The following is a 22384-nucleotide window of genomic DNA, read 5'->3' as shown; positions in this document are numbered from 1 at the left end:
AGAGGACGCGACGTTCCGCCGTCTCAAAACAGCCGCCCAATGCACGGAATGCGACAGAGGCGACGGCGCAAATTCGCCATCGCTCGCCGGGAAAGCTGTGGACGCTACTGAGTCAGGACGTTGCTGATCTCGACCATGTTGGAGCGCACGCGAAGCACGTAGAAACCCATCGTCGTCAGGTGCGTCGGCATGATCCAGCCATCCTCGCGGCCATTGGCGATGATGAAGGGCTGGATGCGCAGGGCCGAGACGAATTGCGCATCCATCGTGTCCCACAGATTGCCGAGATGCTTTTCCTTGATGACGTCCTCGAAGTCGGCCTGGGCGCCCTTCATCAGGCCGTAATAGGCATAGAGCTGGCCATAGGCGAACCAGAAGCGGTCGTCGGCGCGGAAGTCGAACCAGCCATTGTTATGGTTTTCGGCGCGCTCCTTGAGGATCGCGGAGGTGGAACCGATGTCGGAGGAGATGCGGTCGATATACTGCTTCAGATTGTCGGCGCGGGCATCGAACGTCGCCTGGCAGCTGCCGAGGCGGGCGTTGAAGGAGCGTAGCTTGGTGACGGCATCGCGATAATAGCTCGGCGTCGGCGTCTTGGGGCCGAACGGGTTGAGGCCGAAATACCAGGTCTCCTCGTCGAACTGCAGATTGCCGCGCGCATCCTGCAGGTCGCCGTCGATCTGCGATGTGGTGCGAACACGGCCGAGATTGTCGGCAAGCTCGGTGGCGGTACGCCGCACCGCCTGGTTGATGCCGCGCTGGAACGAGGCCTTGTTGTCCATGAACGGCGTGTTGTCCCAGTCGATGCCGAACAGGCCGAGTTTGTAGAGGATCATCGACGAGATCCAGGCATTCTGGTTGACGTTGAAGTCCGTCAGGTCGGCCGCCACCTGGGCGATGCCCGAATTGCCGCAGGTCTTGGCGGTGTCGGTGCCGGCGCCGGCGGCGACCTGTTCGCCGGCGGAAATGTTGCGGTTCTCGAAGGTGTATTTGTCGACGTAGTTGGGATCGAACTTGTTCCACCACTGGGTGGCGTAGAAGAAATTGGCGTAGAGGCCGATCAATACCAGAAGCGCGAGGCCGACCACAGCCTTCAGGATCCAGCCGCGCTGCGTATACCAGCGCCCAGCCCAGAGGAACGGCCACAGGATCGCGCCGATGACGAGGCCGATGCCGCGGCCGATCCATTGGAAGATGCGGGTGAAGAAATTCACGATCGGATCAAGCATGGCTCTCGTTCACCCCTCAGTCAGTCAGGCCGTAAAGGCGCGTGCGAAACGCCACTTTGTCTTTCAAATATGTGGTTTTCAGAACGTCCACAACATGCGACCGCCAGGCGTCGCTGTAGCCGTCATAGTCCTTGTAGAAGCCCGGCTTGTTGAAGACGTAACGCGAGACAAAGTCCTGCGGCACGAAATCCGAGATCAGCTGGTTGGTCAGCCAGGCGTCGGGATGGTCGGGCTTGCCACGCACGACCAGGAAGCGCTGTTGCGGAAACACATCCTCGATCTTGAGATGGCCGAGCTGGGCGATCTCACGCTTGGCGGCGTTGAGAAAGGGGAAATTGCCGTCCTTGGTGATCAGATCGGCATGGCCATGGATCCAGGTCTGCAGCCAGACCTTGTCGACCTCGGTCAAATTGCGGTTCGGCTCTGTGTCGCGGATGAGAGAGCGCACCACCATCTCGGCGCGATGCTCGAGATAGCCCGAGCTTTCGACCCATGACGCGCGCGGCAATTCGATGCGGCCGGTGCTGGCCAGGAACTTGAACACCTTGTCGGCATCGTTGATCGAGAGATAGCTGACCTGCCAGGGCCGCGAACGGCGAAAGCCGGGGGCGGCCGGGTCGCCGATGACGGTGGTCATATCAGGATCGACGAAGACGTAGACGCCGCCGAAATGGCTGGTCCAGTAGGCGTTGTGGCGGAAGATCACCTGGTCGGGCACCAGCGCATTCTCACGGATATCGCCGCAGACCTTCGCCAGCTCCACCATACGGCTCAGCATGGTGTTGTCGCGCCAGGCATCGGGCTCCTGCTTCAGCCGGTCGACCAGCTTGCCGAGTTCGGCGGCCTTGCCCAGCACGTCCTCGGCCGAAAGCACCCGGAACTCGACCTGGCTGATCGACAGCAGATCCTCGATGTCGTTGACCAGGGGAACGGAATCCTCGATCTCGCCGTAGATGACATCCTTGATGGTCAGCGCATCGATGGCGCGCTGGTTCTTGGACATGAACTCGAACATCAGCTGCGAGGTGTTGGAAAAGGCGGTGTGCACCACCGGCAGATCGATCTGCGAAGGCGTCAGGATGATGAAGCGGCGGTTGACCTCATTGGGGTCGAGATAATCGTAATCGCCGCATTCCTCGGCCACTTCGGGCGAGAAGCCGGTGCGGTCGATCTGGAAGCTCTTCAGCTTGGTGGGCTTGAGGCCGAAGGCAACAAGCGCCTTGTTGTAGCGCTGGATGAGGTGCGACTCGTCGACGGTGAGCAAGCGGCCGTAGATCAGCTCATTGTCGCGGAGAAGGTCGGGTTTTTTGGCGTGGCTCATGCAGAACGTTCCGAGCGGCGTTGCCTGTTGTGGCGAAGCGCCAACGCTGACGCCTCCCTCTCCCCGTTCTTCACGGGGAGAGGGTAAGGGTGAGGGGCAGCGCTAGCATTCAAGGACATGTCTCCCCATGGCCTTTGGCGTCAATAAATCGAAGATCATTGGTCCGGATGTCCCGATCGAGGCGCTGTTCGATAGCTGCCAGTATGGTCGGAGCGATCTCTGGTCCACGCATGCGCCGCCCCTCACCCTTGCCCTCGCCGCGTGAAGGACGGGGAGAGGGGGGCGTCAGCGTTAGCGCCAAGCCTTTCAGCACCCGCGGGCAGCGAAGGAAGTTCACGCATTCCAGAGCCCCTTCTTCTTCATCTCCTCCATCTCGCGCCCCGCCCGTTCGCGCAGGCGTGCGTCGCGCAGCAGCTTCTCCACCGCGGCGTCGTCGGATTTGTCGGAATAGCGGAACTCCGAGTCGGCGTAGCGGTTGATCTCCTGCATGACCATGTCCATCGAGAACGGCCCCCGCAGTTCCTCGATCATGGCCTTCTTTTCGTCGTAGCCCTTGTGCATGAAGACTTCCGGCTTCTCGAACCAGTCGTCGGGCAGCTCGATGTCCATGGCGCGCATCTTGATGGCGTCGGTGACGTTCTTGATGGCTCGGCCGGTGAAGCGCGGCTCGGCATCCTTGATCAGGTGCAGATAAGTGCCGATGTCGGCCATCGATTTCGGCGCGCCATTCTCCTTCATGTAGCGCTCATAGACCTTCATCAGCCCGTCTTCCTGAGGCTTCTCGTGCTCCTCATAGGCTTCGGTCACCGCGCGCTGGATCTCCTGCGCGGCGTAGAGCTTGTGGTCGCCGAGTGGGATCTTGTGGTTCTTGCCGGCAAGCAGGACGAAGATGTCGATATAGTCGTCGCGGCTCTGTGGGCCGTCGACCAGCCAGCGGGCCCCGGCGCGCTGGCGCAGCGCATCGTCGACATTTTCGGGATAGTTGGAAAACATGCCGAACGAGCAATTGCCGCGCACCACCGTGCCGGCGCCGGCAAAGGCGTCCATCAAGACGCCGGTGATTTCCTGTTGGCCGGCCGAGGCGCGGTCGTCGGAGCGGCGGGCCGCCACCTGGTCGATGTCGTCGACGGTGCCGAAACCGATGACGCGTGGGTTCAAGACATTGTTGATGAACTGGCGGCAATTCTGGCCGGATTTGCCCTGGTAGGACGAGATCTGGTCGACGCCGAAATTCTCATAGGCGAAGGGATAGCCGGCAACCTGACAATAATTGTTGACGAGGCCGGCGATCATCTGGATCAGCGTCGTCTTGCCGGTGCCCGGCGCGCCGTCGCCGATGAAGGTGAAGAGGAAGCCCCCGAGTTCGACGAACGGGTTCAGCTCGCGCTCGAAATCGTAGGCCATCAGCATCTTGGCGAGCTTGACCGACTGGTATTTGGCAATGTGGTTGCCGACGACCTCTTCCGGCTTCTTGAAGGTCATCACCAGCGGCTTGGAGCGCTTGCCGGGCGCGACGTCGAAGCCGTCGAGGGTGAAATCGTCGGCGTCGATGCGGATATGGGCGTTCTCGAACGGGCCGATGCCGTCGAAGCGGCCTTTACGGGCCAAGAGCCCGTCAATGGCAACACGGGCGAAAGCACGCGCCCGGGTCGTCAGGTCGCCATCGTCCTTCGACCCGGTGATCGCCTTGTCCAACCCAGCCACGATCGACTTCACCGCGTCCTGCGGCGTGTCGAACAGGAAGTCGGGTTCGGGGATATCGTTGGGCGCCTCGCCATCGCTGTCGATCAGCTGGAACAGATAGGAGGCAAGGCTGAAGGCCGAAACGTAAGCAGAGGCTGACAGAAGCTTCTTGAAGGTCGCGGCTTCATCGCCTTCGAGCGGTGCGCGGGTGTTCTTGGCCTGCAGGCTTTCAAGGTCGGAGCCTTCGGCGAAGACATCGGAAATGGCGAGCGCAATCGCCAGGCCGCGGCGGGCGCGAAACAAAAGCGTGTGCTGCGGGATGCTCATCAACTGGTCGTCGGGATGGATCGCGGCGACGGTCTTGGTAAGCTCGACCTCGCGGGTACGGCGCACCGAGCCGACCGAGACTGTCGAGACGAAGCGGCGATTGGTGCCGGCAAGCGCGGTGCCGGATTCGCGTGAAGGATCCTCCAGCACGACGACGCGAGTGATGAAGCTTTGCGCGGTTGCGCGGTGCTTTTCGATAGCCGCTTCCGGAATGGTGGTCAGGCCGGTGTCCATGAAGGATGCTCCGCGATGTGACGGTCAGACATCTGAAATCACCTGCCCATTTGACAGGATGTGAACCTTGTAGCCGGAAAAGATCTTTTGAGCTTCGCCGGCGGCGTAGAGTGCTTGATAGGCTTCGTGCGAGATCAGGGCGTGGTTCTCGTAGCTCGACACACCCTGGCGCGCGGCTTCGAGATCGTCGGTGTTGATAAAGAATTCCTGCGTGGTCTTCTCGCTCGAAAACAGGCCCTTGCGGCCGGGTTTCTCGCCCTTGGAGTAGACCTCCTGGATGGTCCAGGTGAGCAGCCAGGCATTTTCCGGTTTGCGCACCTTGGCCAGCACCTCGGTCACGGTCGAATTGTTGTCCGTAATGCCTGCGGAATAAAAGGGGCCGAGCACGACGCGGCGCAGCTGCTTAGGGTGCAGCGGCTCGAAATCCTTGTCGAGATTGACCGCAATCGTTGCGGGCGAAAGCGTGTAGGCGGAATTCTTCTCGGTGAAATCGTCGAAGCGATGGGCGAGTTCGGGGTTGAGCAGGCCGTCCACCGGCAGCGGGATGTCGACCCGTTCATTGAGCTTGCCGCTGCTGTCAACGAGCTGCCGGATCATGCTTTCGGAGGAATCCTCCACCGTCACCATGTAGACCAGCGGCAGGTTGGCGCTGCCGTCGAAGCTCGCCCAGTGCACGAGGTAATAGGGGCGCCCGGTCTTTGGATTGACCGAGACCTTGGCCGTCTGCGCCAGCGAGAACGGGCCAAAAGTCTGTTCGCTCTTGACGTCCTCGAGATAGAGCCGCTCGGCCATCGACTTCTGCAGCGCTTCGGGGAATTCCTTGTGGCGCAGGATGAAGTCGGCCATTTCCTCGCGCAATTCGCCGGCCAGCGGAATGTTGGCCAGCCGCGCCTCGGCCTGGCGGCGGTCGTTTTCCAGTTCGAGCAGGTTCTGGAAGACGGGATAGCCGCTGTCGGCGCGCGAAATGCGGAACGTGTCCATGAAGCCGAGCCGGTTGCGCCAGCAGGAAAACGATTTGTCCAGCCGGGCAATGTATTCGGCGACAATCTTGGCGACGATGCCGTGCCGGTAAAGCGGCGAGCGGTCGTCGCGCATGAACACTTCGAGGCCGCTGAGTGCCGCCGTGATGGCGGAAAAATAGCGCGCCGCCGCTTCGTTTTCGGGAGTCATGCCGGTGTGCCCGCGTGCAGCCGCTCCTTACGACTGCACGTAGTTGGCCGAATTGTGCTTCTTCATCACGTCGTCGAAACGGCGGGCGAAGGCGTCGTCGGCGAGCTTCTTGCGGCGCTGGATGTCGGAGCTGGCGACCATGTTCTTCTCGTGCATTTCGAGAAGATCGCCGATGTGCTTTTGCGAGGCGGCGCCAATGCCGGCCATGGTCTCTTCGGCGGTGTTGTCAACCTGGCTGCCCAGCGTGTTGATCTTGTGGGCGACATCCTGCTGGGCGGCGGTCTTCAAGGAATCTTCCAGTGCCTTGTAGAGCACGATGCGCTGCTCGGTATCGATGGTCAGCTTGTTGATAAGCGTCGACTGGGCTGCGATCTGATTGTTAAGCGAATCGACGAAGGTCTGGAACATCGAGGTGTAGCGTTCCAGCGTCTGGCTCTCGGCCAGAAGCTCCTGCTCCTTGGCTTGCTTTTCATTGTATTCGGTCGCCAGTTTCGAGCGCTCGCCCTCAAGCTGCGTGCGCTCCTTCTGACTGGTAGAAGCGGCGATCTTGTTTTCGATGTCGAGCAGCAGCGGATTGACCTCCTCGATGCGCTTCTGCACCGCCTCGAGGTTGGTCATGGTGACCTTGCGGCGCTCGATCACCTGCGACAGGCTGTTTTCCGAGGTCTTGTAGCGCTGGTCGAGGACCTCTTTCTGCGCTTTCAGGATGCCGACGATGGTGTCGGACTTGACCAGAAGCTCCTGCAGATTGCCGGCCAGCGACATGTTGCGGACGCGGTCGGTGCGCATGCGCTGCTTGCGTTGCGCCGAGAAGACGCCGACGAAGCTTTCCCAGCCGGTGTAGTTCTTCATGCTCTCGAATTCGGTGCCGAAGACGTTGGTGGCGTCTTCCAGCCCGATGATCAGGTCGGCAATGTTGCCTTCCATCACCTTCTGCTGCTTCAGCACGTCCTCGATGCGGGCATTCTCGATGTCGAAATTGGCGTCGCCGATCTTCTTGTCGGCGGTGGCCAGCGTATCAAGCACCGTGCCCGACTGCTCGATCTTGGAGCGCATGTCCTGCACGACCTGCCTGGTCTTGGCAATTTCGGCATCGAAATTCTGCAATGTCGCCATAGGGGCCTCCCGCTTCGGCTTCCGGTCGCTGGCTGCGAACAGCGGCGAATATATGTGGGGTATCAGGGGATTGAAAGACGCAAGACAAGACCCGCCCCGAAAACAAAAAATTGCCTGGTCGTCTTGAAAGGCAATGAAGGCGGGGTCATGGCGTGATTAACCAGCCGGCCAAGTATTGTTCAATTGTCATTGAACTTTGACGGCTGCGAAGAAGTCGATCTCGGACAGTGTGGGTGTGCTGAATTCGACAGAAGGCTCAATGAGTTGCAAGCGCGAGACAGCTGGCGGAAGCCGTCGCCATCACGCTACCCATCGCGACGTTTAAGGCTTCGGATCGGCCTTCAGATAGGCGATGACGTTGGCGATGTCCTCGTCGCTGCTCAGGCCGGAGAAGCCCATCCTGTTGCCGGGTACTTTCAGCTTGGGAGCGCCAAGATAGGCTTTGAGGTTGGCTTCGTCCCAGACCAGGCCGGCCGCGCCGGCGTCCTTCATGGCCTGCGAATAGTTGAAATTCTGGGCGGTGCCGGCGGTGCGGCCGACGATACCGAGGAGATGCGGGCCGACCTTGTCGCGGTCGCTTGCCGCCTCGTGACAGGCCATGCAGCGGTAGAATACATTCTTGCCAAGTGCTGCATCGCCGTCGGCCTGCGCGGCGAGGATACCGGCCAAGTAAATGACAAGGGCTGATGAAATGGCTCGAAGCATGGCGGTTCCCGGCTGGCTCTTGCTGAGGGCAAAATAGGCAGCAGGCCTTAACAAACGCAGTATGGCGGCTGATAGCGGACCGGGCTCAATCCGTGCGCGGGATCGCCGCAGCCGCCTGCTTGACTTGCTTTTCAATCGCCGCCGACGAATGGTTATCGCGCACGAAAGCGCGGCCGATCTCCGCCATCTCGGCGGCCGCTTGCGGGCGTGTCGCGAGATCGATGATTTTCGATGCCAACTTGCCGGCATCGTCGCTGGACAGGAAATGCCTGCCCGCCTGCAGCCCAAGCCCTTCGACGGCCTTTTCGGTGGCGGCGACGACCAAGCCCGCCGCCATCGCCTCCAGCACCTTGATGCGGGTTCCGCCGCCGAAGCGCAGCGGGATCGGCGCATAGCCGGCGCGGCCAAGCAATTCCGGCAGATGCGGCGGGTTCTCGATCAACCGCAGACCATGCCTGGTGCATAGACCGCGCACGACATCGCGCGGGTTTCTGCCGGCGACGGTGATCGACCAGGGCCGGCCGGAAGCGGCGAGGCGCGGCGCCATCGCGCGGCCGATCTGCTTGACGGCGTCGATGTTGGGGAAATAGCCGAGATGCCCGATGAAGCACAGGCTGAGCTCACTGAAGCGCTCGGCAGCAATCGGCAGGGAAAGCACGCTCTCGTCTGGAATGGGGTTGGCGACGAACCTGACGTCGTTGACGGGGCCGAGAGCGGACAGAAGCGCTTCGTCGGCCCGCGAACAAACCCAGATCTGGTCGGCCAGGGCAGCCGCACACCTGTCGGCTTCGCGCGCCTCTGCCTTCCTTCGCCTGTTTTGGCGCCAGTCTCGTATTTGCTGCCACAGCGTCAGGCCGGCGATCCGGTCGGACACCGTCCGGGAATCGATGTTGTGCTGGTCAAGGACGGTGCGCGCGCGATGCTTCGGCGCCAGCGTCAGCAGCTGCGAAAGCACGATCTCCTCGATCACCACGAGATCGGGCGCGAATTCCCTCCAGATGGCGTCGGCTTCGGCCAGCTCGTCGTCCGGCATCATATGCACGGTCGGGTGCGGGCTGCGCCTGCCCCAAGGCGCCCTGCCGCGCGCTGCCTCGATGATCCGGTGACGGATGTTCGGCGGTGTGGAGGGTGCCGGGGCGCCAGTCAGGCTTACCGTCAGGACCTCGCCAATCGATGCCAAAGCGCGTGCATTGGCGGCGTTCCGGATCTCTCCGCCGGAGACCGGCGGAAACGGGCAATCGACTGTGAACTGCAGAATTTTCATGTTGTCCCGGCCGTTCAGCCTCTGGTGAAGCCAATGAAATCGTCGGGCGCGGCGCGGCCCATTTCCTCTTCCCAGTGGCGGCGGCAGAGCGAGATATAGACGTCCTTGCCGATCGCCACCTGTTCGCCTTGTCTGGCCACCTTGCCGTCAGCGCCGAGACGCACGACCATCGTCGCCTTGCGGCCGCAGCGGCAGATGGTGCGCACTTCGCGCAGATCGTCGGCGATGGCCAGAAGCGCTCGCGAACCGGAAAACAGATTGCCCTGGAAATCGGTGCGCAGGCCGTAGCACATCACCGGGATGTTCAGCCGGTCGGCGATACGGGCGAGCTGCCAGACCTGCTCTTCCTCGAGAAATTGCGCCTCGTCGACAAAGATGCAATGCACCGTCGTATGTTCGTGATGCTCGGCGACGCGAGCGTAGAGATCGTCGCCGTCGCGGAACATCTCGGCCTCCGTCTCCAGGCCGATGCGCGACGAGATCAGCCCGGTGTCGCCCTTTCTGTAGTGGCCGGCGACGAACAGCATCGTCGTCATACCGCGTTCGCGATAATTGTAGGACGCCTGCAGCAGCATTGTCGTTTTGCCGGCATTCATCGTCGCATAGTGGAAGTAGAGCTTGGCCATGCCGTCCTTTTAAGCCGAGTTGGCGCGGCGCGGGGAGAGGGCACCGCTGCATTTCATGGGAAAAGCCGTCTGCCATCGAAAAAGCGGCGGGCGTGTCGCTGTTTGGCCAGTCCGCGCCGTTGATCGTGATTGTCTTAGCGCTTGAAACCACACCAGAATGGTGTTTGGCTGACGAAACAAGGCGGGCAGAGAAACCGTAACTACGCTTCGCCAAGAATCACAATGGGAGACTGCCAATGTCGCGTATGAACACCTTCGTCGCCGGCCTCGGCCTGGCGACTTTTCTGTCCACGAGCGCTGCACTTGCCGGCGATCCGGAGAGCTGCAAGGCGGTGCGCCTTTCCGATGTCGGCTGGACCGACATCCAGGCAACCACCGGCGTCGCTTCGGTGCTGCTCACCGCGCTCGGCTACGAGCCGCAGACGATCCAGCTATCGGTACCGGTGACCATGGCGTCGCTGAAAAACAAGGATCTCGACGTCTTCCTCGGCAACTGGATGCCGTCGATGACCAACGACATCAAGGACTACACCGCCGATGGTTCGGTCGAGACGATCGGCACCAACCTGACCGGCGCCGGCTACGGCATCGTCGTACCGACCTATGTCGCGGAGGCCGGCGTCAAGTCGCTGACCGACATCGGCAAGTTTAAGGACAAGTTCAACGGCAAGATCTATGGCATCGAGGCGGGCAATGACGGCAACCGCATCATCCTCGACATGATCAAGAATCCGAAGGACAATCTCGAAGGCTTCGAGCTGGTCGAGTCCTCGGAAGCCGGCATGCTGACGCAGGCCGAGCAGTCGATCAAGAACAATGAGTGGATCGCGTTCCTCGGCTGGACGCCGCATCCGGTGATGGGCGCCATGAAGCTCACCTATCTCGACGGCATGGGCGACAGCGGCTTCGGCGCCGCCACCGTCTACACCAATGTGCGCAAGGGCTACACCACCGAATGCCCGAATGCCGGCAAGTTCATCGCCAACCTGAAGTTCAACCTGGACATGGAAGGCGAGATGATGGACGCGATCCTGAAGGGCGGCGACGCCAACACGGTCGCAGCCGACTGGCTGAAGAAGCACCCTGACGCGGTTGCGCCGTGGATTGCCGGCGTCACCACCTTCGATGGCGGCGATGCGGCAGCGGCGGTCAAGACCGCGCTCGGAAGCTGAGCCGACTGAATTCGGCAAAGCCGAACCAGGAAGGGCAGCCAATCTAAAAAAGGCTGCCCTTTTTCATATCCTGTGAGAAGATGACCTAACGACAGCGGAGGCCGGAAGCAGGCGGTCTCTCGCATGAGAGGGGCGATATGGATCCGATTTCGAAATTCATGGTCGATCACAAGATACCGATCGGCGCCTGGGGAAAGGCGTTCTTCGGTTTCCTCACCGACAATTTCGACACCGTGTTCAGGGCCTTCTCGAATGGCCTCAATTTCCTGCTCGACGGGCTGGTTGGCATCCTTTTGATGGTGCCGCCGGTGCTGCTGGCGCTGATCATCGCCATCATCGCCTGGCTGCTGCAGCGCTCGCGCCCGCTGGCCATAGGCGTCTTTCTCGGCCTGATCTTCATCATCAACCAGAACCTCTGGAAGCAGACGGTGCAGACGCTGGTGCTGGTCGTGGCCGCCGCCGCCATGGCGATGGCCATCGGCGTGCCGCTCGGCATCTGGGCCGCGCACAAGCCGAAGGTCTACCGCATCATGCTGCCGGTGCTCGACCTGATGCAGACGCTGCCGACCTTCGTCTACCTGATCCCGGTCCTGACCCTGTTCGGTCTCGGCAACGCGCCCGGCCTCATCGTCACCATCATCTTCGTCATCCCGACCGCGGTCCGGCTCACCCATCTCGGCGTCGTCTCGGTGCCGAAGTCGATCATCGAGGCCGGCGAGGCGTTTGGCGCCACCAAGCAGCAGCTGCTGTGGAAGGTCGAATTGCCCTCAGCGCTGCCGACCATCATGGCCGGGCTGACGCAATCGATCATGCTGTCGCTGTCGATGGTGGTGTTTGCAGCCCTCATCGGCGCCGGCGGCCTCGGCACTGAAATCAACCGCGCGCTCGGCTCGCGCCGCATCGATCTCGGGCTCGAGGCGGGTCTGGCGATTGTCGTACTCGCCATCGTGCTCGACCGGATGACGCGTATCGGCGTTGGAGGCAAGAAATGACCGTCGCCGTTGACTTCAAGAATGTCGATATCGTCTTCGGGTCCGACCAGGCCGGTTCGCTGGCGCTGATCGACGGCGGCGCCACGCGCGCCGAAATCCTCGAAAAGACCGGCAATGTGCTGGGTTGCGCCGGCGCCAGCCTGACCGTGCATGAGGGCGAAATCTCGGTGCTGATGGGCCTGTCCGGCTCGGGCAAGTCGACGCTGCTGCGGGCGGTCAACCGGCTCAACGTGGTGTCGCGCGGCCAGGTGCTGGTCAAGGACGGCGACAATATCGTCGATGTCGTGACCTGCGATCAGGCGACGCTGCGGCGGCTGCGCCAGAAGCAGGTGGCGATGGTGTTCCAGCAGTTCGGCCTGCTGCCTTGGCGTACGGTGGAGGAGAATGTCGGCCTCGGCCTCGAACTCGCCGGCGTGCCGGAGCAAGAGCGCAAGGAGCGCGTGCAACGCCAGCTGAAACTGGTCAATCTCGACCAGTGGTCGAAGAAATACGCGCATGAGCTGTCCGGCGGCATGCAGCAGCGCGTCGGCCTGGCCCGTGCCTTCGCCACCGAGGCGCCGATCCTGCTGATGGACGAGCCGTTCTCTGCGCTCGATCCGCTGATCCGCACCAAGCTGCAGGACGAATTGCTGCAGCTGCAGGCGGAGCTGAAGAAGACCATCATCTTCGTCAGCCATGATCTGGAAGAGGCGCTGAAGATCGGCACCCACATCACCATCATGGAGGGCGGTCGCATCGTGCAGACCGGGGCGCCGGAAGACATCGTGCTCAAGCCCGCCAATGACTATGTCCGCGACTTCATCGCCAATGTGAATCCGTTGTCGGTGCTGACCGCCTGGAACGTCATGCGCGACAGCCGCGACCTCCAGCACGGCGATAATGGCTGGGTGTGGCTCGACCGGCGCAAGACGACGCGCTTTAAGATCGACGAGCACGGGCTGGTGGCGGCGGCGGAACGCGACGGCAAACCGGCGGTATGGGTTTCATGCGCCGATGTCGAGGCGCAGCCGGAGGAGACGGCGCAAGTGTTCTGGGCCAACCCCGGCACGTCGCTGAAGACGGTGATGCTGGCCATGCACCGCTCGCAGACGGCACCCGTGGCGCTGTTCGACGACCAGTCGCGCTTTGTCGGCGCGATCGGGATACGCGATGTGCTGAGCGCGGTGTTGCGGCGCTAGATCATGATGAGATTTGGTTGAAATTCATCATGATCTAGCCCTTTGTTGGAGCATGATCTTTTCCAAAAACCGGTACCCACTTTTTGGGATCATGCTCTAAGCCAGACCGATGCGCGTGGCGCCGAGCTTGAACAGGGCTGTGGCATCCCGGTCGAAGCGGAAGGTGTCGATGAAGTCGTCGGCTCGGTAATCCGGAAGCGTCTTGCGGATGGCGGCGGCGAAAGTTTTCGCCTCGTCCAGTCGCCCCGCCAACGCCAGGCAGTGAGCGGCGATCGACAGGATGATGACATGGGCGTTGGGGCGGGCGGCCGCCTTCAGTGCCCAATCGGCTGCCTCGTCGAACTGGCCGAGGCGGACATGCGCCATGGCGCGTGCGCCCAGCATGCCGAACAGCATCGGGTCGAACGGCGACAGATGGCGCGAATGATCCGACGACCCGATCGCCGCTTGCGGGTCGCCCGACTGCGAATGCACGAACGACAGCGCATAGTGGCCAAGCGCGAAGTTCGGGCTGAGGTCGACGGCTCTTTGCAGTTCGAGCACGGACGCGTCACCCTCGCCGCGCAGCCACAGCGCCCGGCCCATCGCCCAGTGCGCGGCGGGATTATGATCGTCGACCAAAAGGCTCTGGCCGGCCGCCTCAAAGGCAAGCACGCTGTCCTGGTCGCGGTCGCCCCAGCGCTGGAAGGCGCTCTGCCAATGGGTGAAGGAGAGGCCGGCATAGGCGCGGGTGAAGGTCGGATCCTGCCTGACAGCAATGTCGAAGAAATGCCGTGCGAGGTCGTTCTCGCTGCGGGTGAAGCGATACATGTGCCAGAGGCCGCGATGGTAGGCCTCCCAGGCGTTAAGTGAATTGGGCGCTTTCAGCATGGCGCGGTTGCGCTCGACGGTCTCGATCTCGGATGAGACCGAGGCCACGATGCTGTTGCCGATATCGTCAAGCACGGCGAAAAGATCGTCGGGCTTGCGCTCGAAGGTCTCGGCCCAGACGATCCTGGCTGTGCGGACCTCGACGAGCTCGACGGTGATGATCAGGCGGCCCGTCGCGCTGCGCACCGTGCCGGTGGCGACATAGTCGACATTCAGCCTTCGACCGGCATCTTCCGGCGCGATGTTCCTTTCCGCCAGCGCAAAGACCGAGCCCCGGGCGATGACAAAGAAGTCCCTGAGCTTGGCGAGGCGGGTAATGATGTCGTGGGTCAAGCCATCGGCCAGCCCGCCACGAACGCCGCTACCGGCGTCTTCGGCAAATGGCATCACGGCCAGCGAAGCCTTGTGCGGCGTCGCGGCTTCTGAACCGGCAAGCATGACTGACGCCTGGTTCGGCCCGGGCGGAGCTGCCGGTTGTGCCGGCAAAATCGCGCAGGGCCGTTCGCTGCGGATGGACAGCCACGCCTCGCGCACCGGGCCGAAATCCAGCTCTTCCGACTGGAACAACTGCGCCGCAGCGGCAAGATGGTCTTCGCAGGCACCGAACTGGCCGCGCCTCGCCAGCCTCACCAGGAGTGCGACATGGGCGCTGCTGTCGAACGGGGTCAATTCCAGCCATTTTTCGAGATGGGCGGAGACGTCTTCGGAATCGGCCGGCAGCGTCTTGACCAAATGTTCCAGTATAGCAGCTTGGCAGGAACCGAAACGGCGGCGCTGCGCGGTCAGCCAGCTGTTGAAGAGAGGGCTGCGGTCGATCTCCAGCCCTTCGAGGAAGTCGCCGACGAACAGGTCGGAGAGCAACTGCAGTCGCGTCGGCTCGAGCGTTTCGATGCCTGCGGCAGCCGCCGCCGCGACATCCAGAACGTCGACTGAGATGCCGTCGAGGTCGAGCGCGATCGTATCGCCCGATGTTTCGATCCTGCGGCGGCCCGGTTCGTCGAGCGCGGCCCGCAGCTTGCTCAGGCACCAGCGAAGCTCACCCCTGGGATCATTTGGAACATCCCACAGCAACTCGCAGAGCTTGCCACGTCCGACCGGATGGGGCGCCAGCGCCAGATAGGCCAGCAGCGCGCGCAGCTTGCGCGATGCCGGCAAGACCACCGGGACGCCGTCGCGCGCAATCGTCGGCGGCCCAAACAGGCGCACGACAACACCTTGATGGCTGCTCGCCAGGCTCGATTCCACGCCAGATACCACGCCTGCTCCCACGCTGACCTGCCGACCCCTGCTTTACCACCGAGCACGACAAAGTGCACCCGGCTCGCAAAATTTGTGCGCCGAATGTGGTGTTTACCACACTGCCGCACGTCAAGGACCTGTAGTGCGGCAAGGTGTCGAAATCTCGCCGCCCAAACCGCCGGTGTGTAACCGGCCCGTGAGCAAGAACCAGGAGTCTACCATGTTGCATCAGCAGAAAATCAGAACCACGGCCGGCCGCGGCCGCCTGTTCGACAGCATTCTCGACACCATCGGCGACACGCCGGTCATCCGCGTCAATAATCTCGGACCGGCGCACGCCACCATCTACGTCAAGGCCGAGTTCTTCAATCCGGCGGCGTCGGTGAAGGACCGGCTGGCGCTCAACATCATCGAGGAAGGTGAACGCACCGGCGCGCTCAAGCCTGGACAGACCATTGTCGAGGCGACCAGCGGCAACACCGGCATCGGTCTTGCCATGGTCTGTGCGCAGAAGGGCTACAAGCTGGTGGTGACGATGGCCGACAGTTTCTCGGTCGAGCGCCGCAAGCTGATGCGGATGCTGGGCGCCAAGGTGGTGCTGACGCCGCGCGCCGAGAAAGGCTTCGGCATGTACAAGAAGGCGGTGGAATTGGCCGAAGCCAATGGCTGGTTCCTGGCCCGCCAGTTCGAGACCAAGGCCAACGCCGACATCCATGAAGCAACCACGGGACGCGAGATCGTCAACGATTTCGCCGGCTCGCGGCTCGACTATTTCGTCACCGGTTACGGCACCGGCGGCACCGTCGCCGGCGTGGCGCGGGTGCTGCGCCGCGAGAGGCCTGAGACCCGGATCGTGCTCACCGAACCGGCCAATGCGCAGCTTGTCGGTAGCGGCAAGCCGCAGATGCGTGGCGCCGGCGGAGCGCCGGCCGCCAGCCATCCGGCTTTCGAACCGCACCCGATCCAGGGCTGGACGCCGGATTTCATCCCGCACGTCCTGCAGGAGGCCATCGCTGGCAACTTCTATGACGAGGTGATGCCGATCGCCGGGCCGGAGGGCATGAAATGGGCCAAGGCGCTGGCGCAGCAGGAAGGCATCTTCACCGGCATTTCCGGCGGTTCGGCTTTTGCCGTGGCACGCCAGATCGCCGGCACGGCGCCGGCCGGTTCGGTGATCCTGTGCATGCTTCCCGATACCAGCGAACGCTATATGTCGACACCGCTGTTCGATGGCATCGAGGCCGAGATGAATGCGGAAGAGCTTGCTCTCTCGCGCTCGACGCCCGGTTGCCAGTTCCCGGCATGATGACGCGGGAGCAAATTGCATGGACGCGATGCCTGGACACTCGGCTACCAGTACCGAGGAAACGCTTGACCCCTCGGACTGGGCCGATGTGCAAAGCCTGTCGCATCGGATCGTTGACGATGCCGTCGCTTACCTGCGCGATGTCAGGCAACGGCCGGTGTGGCAGGAGATGCCTGGAGATGTGAGGGATTTCTTCACCGCCTCGCTGCCGCAATCGCCGACCCCGCTCGCCGACATCTATGGCGATGTCGTGGACAAGGTGATGCCCTATCCGATGGGCAACATCCATCCGCGCTTCTGGTCCTGGTATATGGGGTCGAGCAATTTTACCGGCGCGATCGGCGATTTCCTGGCGGCAATCCAGGGCTCCAATCTCGGCGGCGGCAACCATGCCGCCGCCCTGATGGACGGCCAGGTGGTCGACTGGTGCAAGCAGATGATGGGCATGCCGGCTTCGGCCAGCGGCACGCTGGTCAGCGGCGGCTCGATGGCCAACATCATCGGGCTCACCGTGGCGCGCAACACCAAGGCCGGCATCGACGTGCGCGAGCACGGCGTTGGAGCAATCGAAAAGCCTTTGCGTTTCTATGGCTCGGACCAGGTCCATTCCTGTCACCGCAAGGGGATGGAAGCGCTCGGTCTCGGCAACAAGGCGCTGCGCCGCATTGCCAGCGACGCCGGCCTGCGCATCGACATTGAAGGTTTGAGGACTGCGATATCGGAAGATCGCGCGGCCGGGTTCAAGCCGGCCTGCATCATCGGCAACGCCGGCACTGTCAACACCGGCGCCATCGACGATCTGCAGGCGCTGGCCAAGCTGGCGCATGAGGAGGACCTCTGGTTCCATGTCGACGGCTGCATCGGCGCGCTGATCGCGATCGCGCCTCAGAATGCACATCGCGTCGCCGGCATCGAATGGGCCGATTCCATCGCGCTCGACCCCCACAAATGGCTGCACGCTCCGTTCGAGGCAGGCTGCGCGCTGGTCAGGGATGCCTCGGCGCATCGCAAGACCTTCGCGGTGACGCCGGAATATCTGGAATCGACACCGCGCGGCCTCGCCTCCGGCCAATGGCTGCACGATTATGGCCTGCAGACGTCACGCGGCTTCAAGGCACTCAAAGTGTGGATGGCGTTGCGAGAACACGGCGTCGAAAAATTCGGCCGCCTGATCGACCAGAACATTGCGCAGGGGCAGTATCTCTCAGGGCTAATCGCGGCCGAACCAGCGCTCGAACTGACGGCGCCGACCAGCATCAACATCGTCTGCTTCCGCTATCGCGCGGATGGTCTCGATGGCGAGCGCGCGAAAGCGCTCAACACCGAGATCATGCTGAGGCTGCAGGAAGAGGGCATCGCCGCCATTTCCGATACCACGGTGCAAGGCCAGCATTGCCTCAGGGTGGCGATCAACAACCACCGGACCCGGCGCGAGGATCTCGACCTTCTCGTCGCCGAAACGGTCCGCCTGGGCAACGAGATCGCTTCCGCCTGACCGGCCATGGGGTAGGGCAAGCGGCTCTCAGCCGCTGGCGGCCTCCTGGAAATCGCCCTTCGTCACGGGGAACGCCAGGCCGGGAAGGTAAAATGTGATCGGCCGGATTTCGTAGACTGCCGAGGGATTCACGCGGCGCAAGTCGCGCGCGGCTGCAATCGCCGCCTCCTGCGTGGCGCAGTCGAGGACATAAAGACCCAGCAATTGTTCCTTGGTCTCGGCAAACGGCCCGTCGATGACGATGCCTTCGCCCGGACCGCGCAGCGTGACGGCCTCGGCGGTCGCGCCCAGTCTTGCCGCCGGCCCAAGCTTGCCTTCGCGGGTCAATCTGGCATTGACCTCGAGCAGGTCGTGCATCAGCGCCGCGTCCTGCTGCGGCGTCAGGGACTGGATGGTCTGTTCGACGTGATAGGCCAGGATGGCGTAAAGCATGCGGCGATCTCCTCCTGTTCGAGCGGCCGCACTATTGCAAGGTTGGGTTGGTTGATCCACCCCCGGTGCCCATCGAGACGCTAGTCTGCTGCCTTATGCCGCCAGCGGCAGGCTGAGCTCCGTCAGCAGGCCGCCGCGAGGATGGTTGGACAGGTTGACATCGCCGCCGGCGGCACGCGCAATGTTGCGGGCAATGGTCAGGCCTAGCCCGAGACCGCCGGTCTGGCGGTTGCGCGATTGCTCCAGCCGCACGAAGGAACCGAACACCTGGTCGAGCTGCGCCTGCGGTATGCCCGGCCCCTCGTCGCGGATAACCAGCGTGACCGCGCCGTCCGACTGCCGCAGGCTGACATGGGCTTTCTTGCCGTAGGTCACGGCATTCTGGACCAGATTGTTGACGCAGCGCTTGAGCGCCACCGGCCGCGCCATGCAGATCATGCCACGCGGCCTGGCGCCGTCATGGTCGAACGTGACGTCCTCGAAACTGTCGGCGATCGATTCCACCAGCGACCAGAAATCGATCCGCTCGCTCTTCTCCTCGGTGACTTCGAAGGTGGCGAAGTCGATGACGGAGCTGGCGATGCTCTCGATGTCGGCGAGGTCGTGGGCGAGCGCCTCGCGCGCCGTCGATCTGCGCAACAGCTCGAGGCGCAGCCGCATGCGGGTCAGCGGCGTGCGCAGATCGTGGGCGAGCGCGGCGGCCAGATGTTCGCGGTCCTCGACATAGTCGCGCAGCCGGACCTGCATGGCGTTCACGGCTTTGGCCGCGGCGCGGATTTCGCGGCTGCCGGTCTCGGCGATCGGCGGGCTCTTCAGGTCCGTGCCGATCCGGTTGACCGCCGTTTCCATCATCCGATAGGGCGCCGTCAGCCGGCGCAGCGACCAGATCGACATGATCACCACCAGGGCCGCGATCAGCGAATAGAGCGGCAGGCTGTCGAAGCTCAATATCGGTCCGACCGGCGTGTTGGGCTCGGTGAAATTCAGCCATTGGCCGTCGGCGAAGCGGACAGATGCCGTCAGCTTGTCGCTCTGGGCGAAGCTGGCCGCCAGCGATAACAGGTCACGCTCCACCGCGCCGACATCCTTGGTCACGGCCACACCGCCAGGCGCGTTGGCTGCCTGGGTTGCCGGATCGCGCCGGACGCGGGCGTCGGTGATGCCGAATTTCGACAGCCGCCCGACCAGGATGTCCTCGAGTTCGGCCAGTTCGTCGTCGCCGGCGATCGACGAGGTGACCGCGGGCGTGTCCGAAACGGTGAGCGCATAGGTGGCGTTGAACAGACCGGAGGCCGTCAGCTTGCGCTGCTCCGGCGTGTCGTCATGCATCAGCTGCACCAGCGAATAGGCGCGGTCGTTAAGCCGGTAGAGATCGACCTCGTCATTGGCGACGGCACGATCGCGCGAGACGATGTAGAGCGTGGCGACCTGGCTGATCAGCAGGCCGGCAATGACGATGAGCAAAACCCAGACCGGCAGGGTTTGCGGCAGGAAACGTCTCATTCGGAGGTGGTCTCGGGCAGGAACTGGTAGCCGCCGCTGCGCACAGTCAGGATCAGTTTCGGCGTCTTGGGGTCGTCTTCCATCTTGCGCCTGAGACGGCTGACCAGGATGTCGATGCTGCGGTCGAAGGAATAGTCGCTGTCACCGCCGGAAAGCTCGATGAGCTGGTCACGGGTGAGGACGCGCTGCGCGCTTTTGACGAAGGTCTGCAACAGGTTGAACTCCGCCATCGTCAGTTCGACCCTGACGTCGCCCGGCGCCATCAGCCGGCGGCGCGAGCAGTCCATCGTCCAGCCGGCAAAATGATAGATCTGCTTGGTGGTGGCCCGCTTCGGCTCGGCAGCACCATTGCGCCTCAAAACGGCGCGGATACGGGCCAGCAGCTCGCGCGGATCGAAGGGTTTGGGCACATAATCGTCGGCGCCCATTTCCAGGCCGACGACGCGGTCGGTGGTCTCGGTGACCGCCGTCAGCATGATGATCGGCGTCGAGTAGCTGGCGCGCAGGTCGCGGCAGAGCTCCAGCCCGCTCTTTCCCGGCAGCATCACATCAAGCACGATCAGGTCTACCTGCGTGCGGCGCAGTATGTCTTCCATCTCGACGCCGTCGGCGGCAACCGTGGTGCGCAGGCCGCGCTTCTGGAAGAATTCCTGAAGCAGGTCGCGAATGCCCTTGTCGTCGTCGACGATCAGTATGTGCGCATCGGATTTCACGGCGATCCTGTCATTGCTGGCGGCCGGTCGGCGGCTGCCTTCTGAGTCTGCTTCTGTGGCGTCACCCACACGATAGAATTCTGGCCACATGTTGGCCAGCGGCGATGATCGCCCGCAAAGCCGATTTGCCAGAAACAATTCAGAAACAAAATTCTATAGTCCGGAAAAACTCCCGAAAAAAATCAAGGGCATAAAGGGTGCCGTGGCGGTCAGGACATCGGCTGCGACGCGAAGTCTCCGGAGTAACGGACATCACCAATGCACAGGTTCACGATCAGCTTGATGGGTGCGCTGCTCAGCATTCCGCTCGTCACAGCCGCGGTCGGAGCCACAACCGCAAAGGTGACGCCGATCACAAGGAGCGAGCGCTGCATCGATCTCAATCGCCAGGTAGACGAAGCCCTTGAAACCCATGCCGCGGCAACGCAGGTCACCGCGGCGAAAGCACTGCAAAGAAAGGGAAACCGGTTCTGCGCCAACAAGAAACAGGCACAGGGTATCCGGATGCTCGCGAACGCTTTGAAGCTGCTTGGAGTGACACCGATCGACCCGGTTCAGTGACACTCGAAACACGACCCGCACAAAGAAGGAAATGAAGCCATGAAAAAGTCCATCCTCTCCGCCACCGGTCTCGCCGTCGCTCTCGCTTTCGCAATGCCGGCTCTGGGCAATGCCGCTGCCACCACGACCGCTGCTCCGGCTGCTTCCACGACCACCGCTCCGGCGACCACGACCGCCAAGCCCCCGGTGAAGAAGGTCGTCGCCAAGAAGCCCGTCAAGAAGCACAAGAAGGCGAAGAAGGTCGTCAAGACGGACGCCCCGAAGGCCTGATCCAGACAGCCAACAGGCTTGTCTGTAACAAGGCCGCTCCAGCACCCCCCCGGCTGGAGCGGCCTTGTCGTGTGAGCATGATTACCCGTTGATGGGTGCCGGCCACCCAGGACTTTAACCCGTTTGCAATGCCGGTCCGGTAGGATAGCCCGCATGAAGAAGCGGCTTTCATCCATTCTGCGCTCGATGGCCATCGGCGGCCTTGTGGCCTCGGCAATGGTCAGGGTGCTGATCCAGTTCACCGCCAGCCCGGTGCCCGATCCGGTGAGCGGGCGCACAGAGCCGTCGCTGTTTGCACCGGCAATCTCCAGCAGCTGGCAATACATCACACCATGGCAAAGCCTGCTGCTTACCGTGATCACCGGCGCGGCGCTGGCCTGCTTCTTCGGCTGGCTCGCGGTCGCCTGGGTCGAATACAAGGCGGCCGGATCAAGGCCGGATGCGGCATCCAGCGCACGGCAATTCCAGGCTCGTCGCGTCGCCAATCGCCAGGGCCGTTGAACCGCAGCATACACTTCCTAAATTTGTGAACGGCAGCACTTCCGGGAAGCCGGTTTGGCGCGCCGATCAAAATGGACGACGGCTTTCCCCCATGACAAAGTGAGAGCGACCCCTCGCGCGATACCGGTTCCCGATGCCTGAAATCAGTTCCAAACCCCGCACCAAGACCAAGCCGCGGACCGAGCGGCCGAAGCTCTACAAGGTCATCCTCATCAATGACGATTTTACGCCGCGCGAATTCGTGGTGACGGTGCTGAAGGGCGAGTTCAAGCTCAGCGAAGACCAGGCTAACCGGGTGATGATCACCGCGCACCGGCTCGGCGTTTGCGTCGTTGCCGTCTTCACCAGGGATGTCGCCGAGACCAAGGCGACACGGGCCGTCGACGCGGCCAAGGCCAAGGGGTACCCGCTGCTGTTTACGACGGAGCCGGAGGAGTAGGTTGAGCGTCTTTCTCCCCGTATAGTGACGGGGAGAAG

The 22384-nt window shown here is 62.6% G+C and carries 22 protein-coding genes; 10 read left to right on the top strand and 12 right to left on the bottom strand.

Annotated features, from left to right (window positions below; all coding sequences use genetic code 11):
• Positions 1 to 104: 104 nt before the first annotated feature.
• Positions 105 to 1229, bottom strand: coding sequence for a DUF2333 family protein (locus ACYG9Z_RS07325; protein WP_023686165.1), 1125 nt, complete (start codon positions 1227 to 1229; stop codon positions 105 to 107).
• Between the two features lie 16 nt (positions 1230 to 1245).
• Entirely contained in the window at positions 1246 to 2550 is a 1305-nt protein-coding gene (locus ACYG9Z_RS07320; protein WP_023683664.1) for a DUF6638 family protein, read from the bottom strand.
• Positions 2551 to 2677: 127 nt separating this feature from the next.
• Between ACYG9Z_RS07320 and ACYG9Z_RS07315 the strand changes: the two genes are divergently transcribed.
• Positions 2678 to 2815, top strand: coding sequence for a hypothetical protein (locus tag ACYG9Z_RS07315; RefSeq protein ID WP_023701543.1), 138 nt, complete (start codon positions 2678 to 2680; stop codon positions 2813 to 2815).
• Positions 2816 to 2883: 68 nt separating this feature from the next.
• Here ACYG9Z_RS07315 and ACYG9Z_RS07310 read toward each other — a convergent pair whose 3' ends face one another.
• The 6 genes from ACYG9Z_RS07310 to ACYG9Z_RS07285 all read right to left on the bottom strand — a co-directional run bounded on the left by ACYG9Z_RS07310 (position 2884) and on the right by ACYG9Z_RS07285 (position 9675).
• Positions 2884 to 4794 carry an ATP-binding protein gene (locus ACYG9Z_RS07310; RefSeq protein ID WP_023695821.1) on the bottom strand — a complete coding sequence of 637 codons (1911 nt, stop codon included), beginning with the start codon at positions 4792 to 4794 and terminating at the stop codon, positions 2884 to 2886.
• A 24-nt stretch (positions 4795 to 4818) separates the two neighbouring features.
• Positions 4819 to 5964 carry a hypothetical protein gene (locus ACYG9Z_RS07305; RefSeq protein ID WP_023751264.1) on the bottom strand — a complete coding sequence of 382 codons (1146 nt, stop codon included), beginning with the start codon at positions 5962 to 5964 and terminating at the stop codon, positions 4819 to 4821.
• A 27-nt stretch (positions 5965 to 5991) separates the two neighbouring features.
• A complete protein-coding gene (locus tag ACYG9Z_RS07300; RefSeq protein ID WP_023669990.1) occupies positions 5992 to 7080 on the bottom strand; it encodes a hypothetical protein in 1089 nt (362 codons plus the stop codon).
• Positions 7081 to 7401: 321 nt separating this feature from the next.
• Positions 7402 to 7785, bottom strand: a complete 384-nt coding sequence (locus ACYG9Z_RS07295) for a c-type cytochrome (RefSeq protein ID WP_023683667.1) — start codon at positions 7783 to 7785, stop codon at positions 7402 to 7404.
• A gap of 85 nt (positions 7786 to 7870) precedes the next feature.
• Positions 7871 to 9049 carry a glycosyltransferase gene (locus ACYG9Z_RS07290; protein WP_023683668.1) on the bottom strand — a complete coding sequence of 393 codons (1179 nt, stop codon included), beginning with the start codon at positions 9047 to 9049 and terminating at the stop codon, positions 7871 to 7873.
• Between the two features lie 14 nt (positions 9050 to 9063).
• A complete protein-coding gene (locus tag ACYG9Z_RS07285) occupies positions 9064 to 9675 on the bottom strand; it encodes a thymidine kinase (protein ID WP_023683669.1) in 612 nt (203 codons plus the stop codon).
• 236 nt (positions 9676 to 9911) lie between these two features.
• Between ACYG9Z_RS07285 and ACYG9Z_RS07280 the strand changes: the two genes are divergently transcribed.
• The 3 genes from ACYG9Z_RS07280 (at position 9912) to choV (ending at position 13017) form a co-directional block, all read left to right on the top strand.
• Positions 9912 to 10847, top strand: coding sequence for a choline ABC transporter substrate-binding protein (locus ACYG9Z_RS07280; protein ID WP_023686157.1), 936 nt, complete (start codon positions 9912 to 9914; stop codon positions 10845 to 10847).
• Between the two features lie 137 nt (positions 10848 to 10984).
• Positions 10985 to 11839, top strand: coding sequence for a choline ABC transporter permease subunit (gene choW / locus ACYG9Z_RS07275; RefSeq protein WP_023669995.1), 855 nt, complete (start codon positions 10985 to 10987; stop codon positions 11837 to 11839).
• Complete coding sequence (gene choV, locus ACYG9Z_RS07270) at positions 11836 to 13017, top strand: choline ABC transporter ATP-binding protein (RefSeq protein WP_023683671.1); 1182 nt, start codon at positions 11836 to 11838, stop codon at positions 13015 to 13017. The genes choW and choV overlap by 4 nt, the downstream gene beginning before the upstream one ends.
• Positions 13018 to 13113: 96 nt before the next feature.
• On the opposite strand, the gene ACYG9Z_RS07265 is transcribed toward choV, so the two are convergent.
• Positions 13114 to 15144, bottom strand: a complete 2031-nt coding sequence (locus tag ACYG9Z_RS07265) for a transcriptional regulator (RefSeq protein ID WP_050586802.1) — start codon at positions 15142 to 15144, stop codon at positions 13114 to 13116.
• A 202-nt stretch (positions 15145 to 15346) separates the two neighbouring features.
• Here ACYG9Z_RS07265 and ACYG9Z_RS07260 point away from each other — a divergent pair, with 202 nt between their 5' ends.
• Together ACYG9Z_RS07260 and ACYG9Z_RS07255 are read left to right on the top strand one after the other, a co-directional pair.
• Positions 15347 to 16432, top strand: coding sequence for a PLP-dependent cysteine synthase family protein (locus tag ACYG9Z_RS07260; protein WP_023683673.1), 1086 nt, complete (start codon positions 15347 to 15349; stop codon positions 16430 to 16432).
• Between the two features lie 19 nt (positions 16433 to 16451).
• A complete protein-coding gene (locus ACYG9Z_RS07255; protein ID WP_023683674.1) occupies positions 16452 to 17927 on the top strand; it encodes a pyridoxal phosphate-dependent decarboxylase family protein in 1476 nt (491 codons plus the stop codon).
• A gap of 27 nt (positions 17928 to 17954) precedes the next feature.
• Here ACYG9Z_RS07255 and ACYG9Z_RS07250 read toward each other — a convergent pair whose 3' ends face one another.
• The 3 genes from ACYG9Z_RS07250 to ACYG9Z_RS07240 form a co-directional block, all read right to left on the bottom strand.
• Positions 17955 to 18359: a YciI family protein gene (locus tag ACYG9Z_RS07250; RefSeq protein WP_023751262.1), complete on the bottom strand. Its 405-nt coding sequence runs from the start codon at positions 18357 to 18359 to the stop codon at positions 17955 to 17957.
• 93 nt (positions 18360 to 18452) lie between these two features.
• Entirely contained in the window at positions 18453 to 19862 is a 1410-nt protein-coding gene (locus ACYG9Z_RS07245; protein ID WP_023751261.1) for an ATP-binding protein, read from the bottom strand.
• Entirely contained in the window at positions 19859 to 20575 is a 717-nt protein-coding gene (locus ACYG9Z_RS07240; protein WP_023670002.1) for a response regulator, read from the bottom strand. Before ACYG9Z_RS07240 ends, ACYG9Z_RS07245 begins: the two co-directional genes overlap by 4 nt.
• A 258-nt stretch (positions 20576 to 20833) precedes the next feature.
• On the opposite strand from ACYG9Z_RS07240, the gene ACYG9Z_RS07235 reads away from it, so the two are divergent.
• The 4 genes from ACYG9Z_RS07235 (at position 20834) to clpS (ending at position 22346) form a co-directional block, all read left to right on the top strand.
• Positions 20834 to 21136 (top strand): hypothetical protein, encoded by a 303-nt coding sequence (locus tag ACYG9Z_RS07235; RefSeq protein WP_023683677.1) that lies wholly within the window; start codon positions 20834 to 20836, stop codon positions 21134 to 21136.
• 39 nt (positions 21137 to 21175) lie between these two features.
• On the top strand, positions 21176 to 21406 hold the full coding sequence (locus ACYG9Z_RS07230; protein WP_023670004.1) for a hypothetical protein: 231 nt from the start codon (positions 21176 to 21178) through the stop codon (positions 21404 to 21406).
• Positions 21407 to 21559: 153 nt separating this feature from the next.
• Positions 21560 to 21907 (top strand): hypothetical protein, encoded by a 348-nt coding sequence (locus tag ACYG9Z_RS07225; protein WP_023713954.1) that lies wholly within the window; start codon positions 21560 to 21562, stop codon positions 21905 to 21907.
• Positions 21908 to 22040: 133 nt separating this feature from the next.
• Positions 22041 to 22346: an ATP-dependent Clp protease adapter ClpS gene (gene clpS, locus ACYG9Z_RS07220; RefSeq protein ID WP_023670006.1), complete on the top strand. Its 306-nt coding sequence runs from the start codon at positions 22041 to 22043 to the stop codon at positions 22344 to 22346.
• The last annotated feature ends 38 nt before the right edge of the window (positions 22347 to 22384 follow it).

Source organism: Mesorhizobium sp. RSR380A, assembly GCF_054719385.1.
The sequence above is the reverse complement of the archived record's forward strand: the minus strand, read 5'-3'. Positions and strand labels throughout refer to the sequence as shown.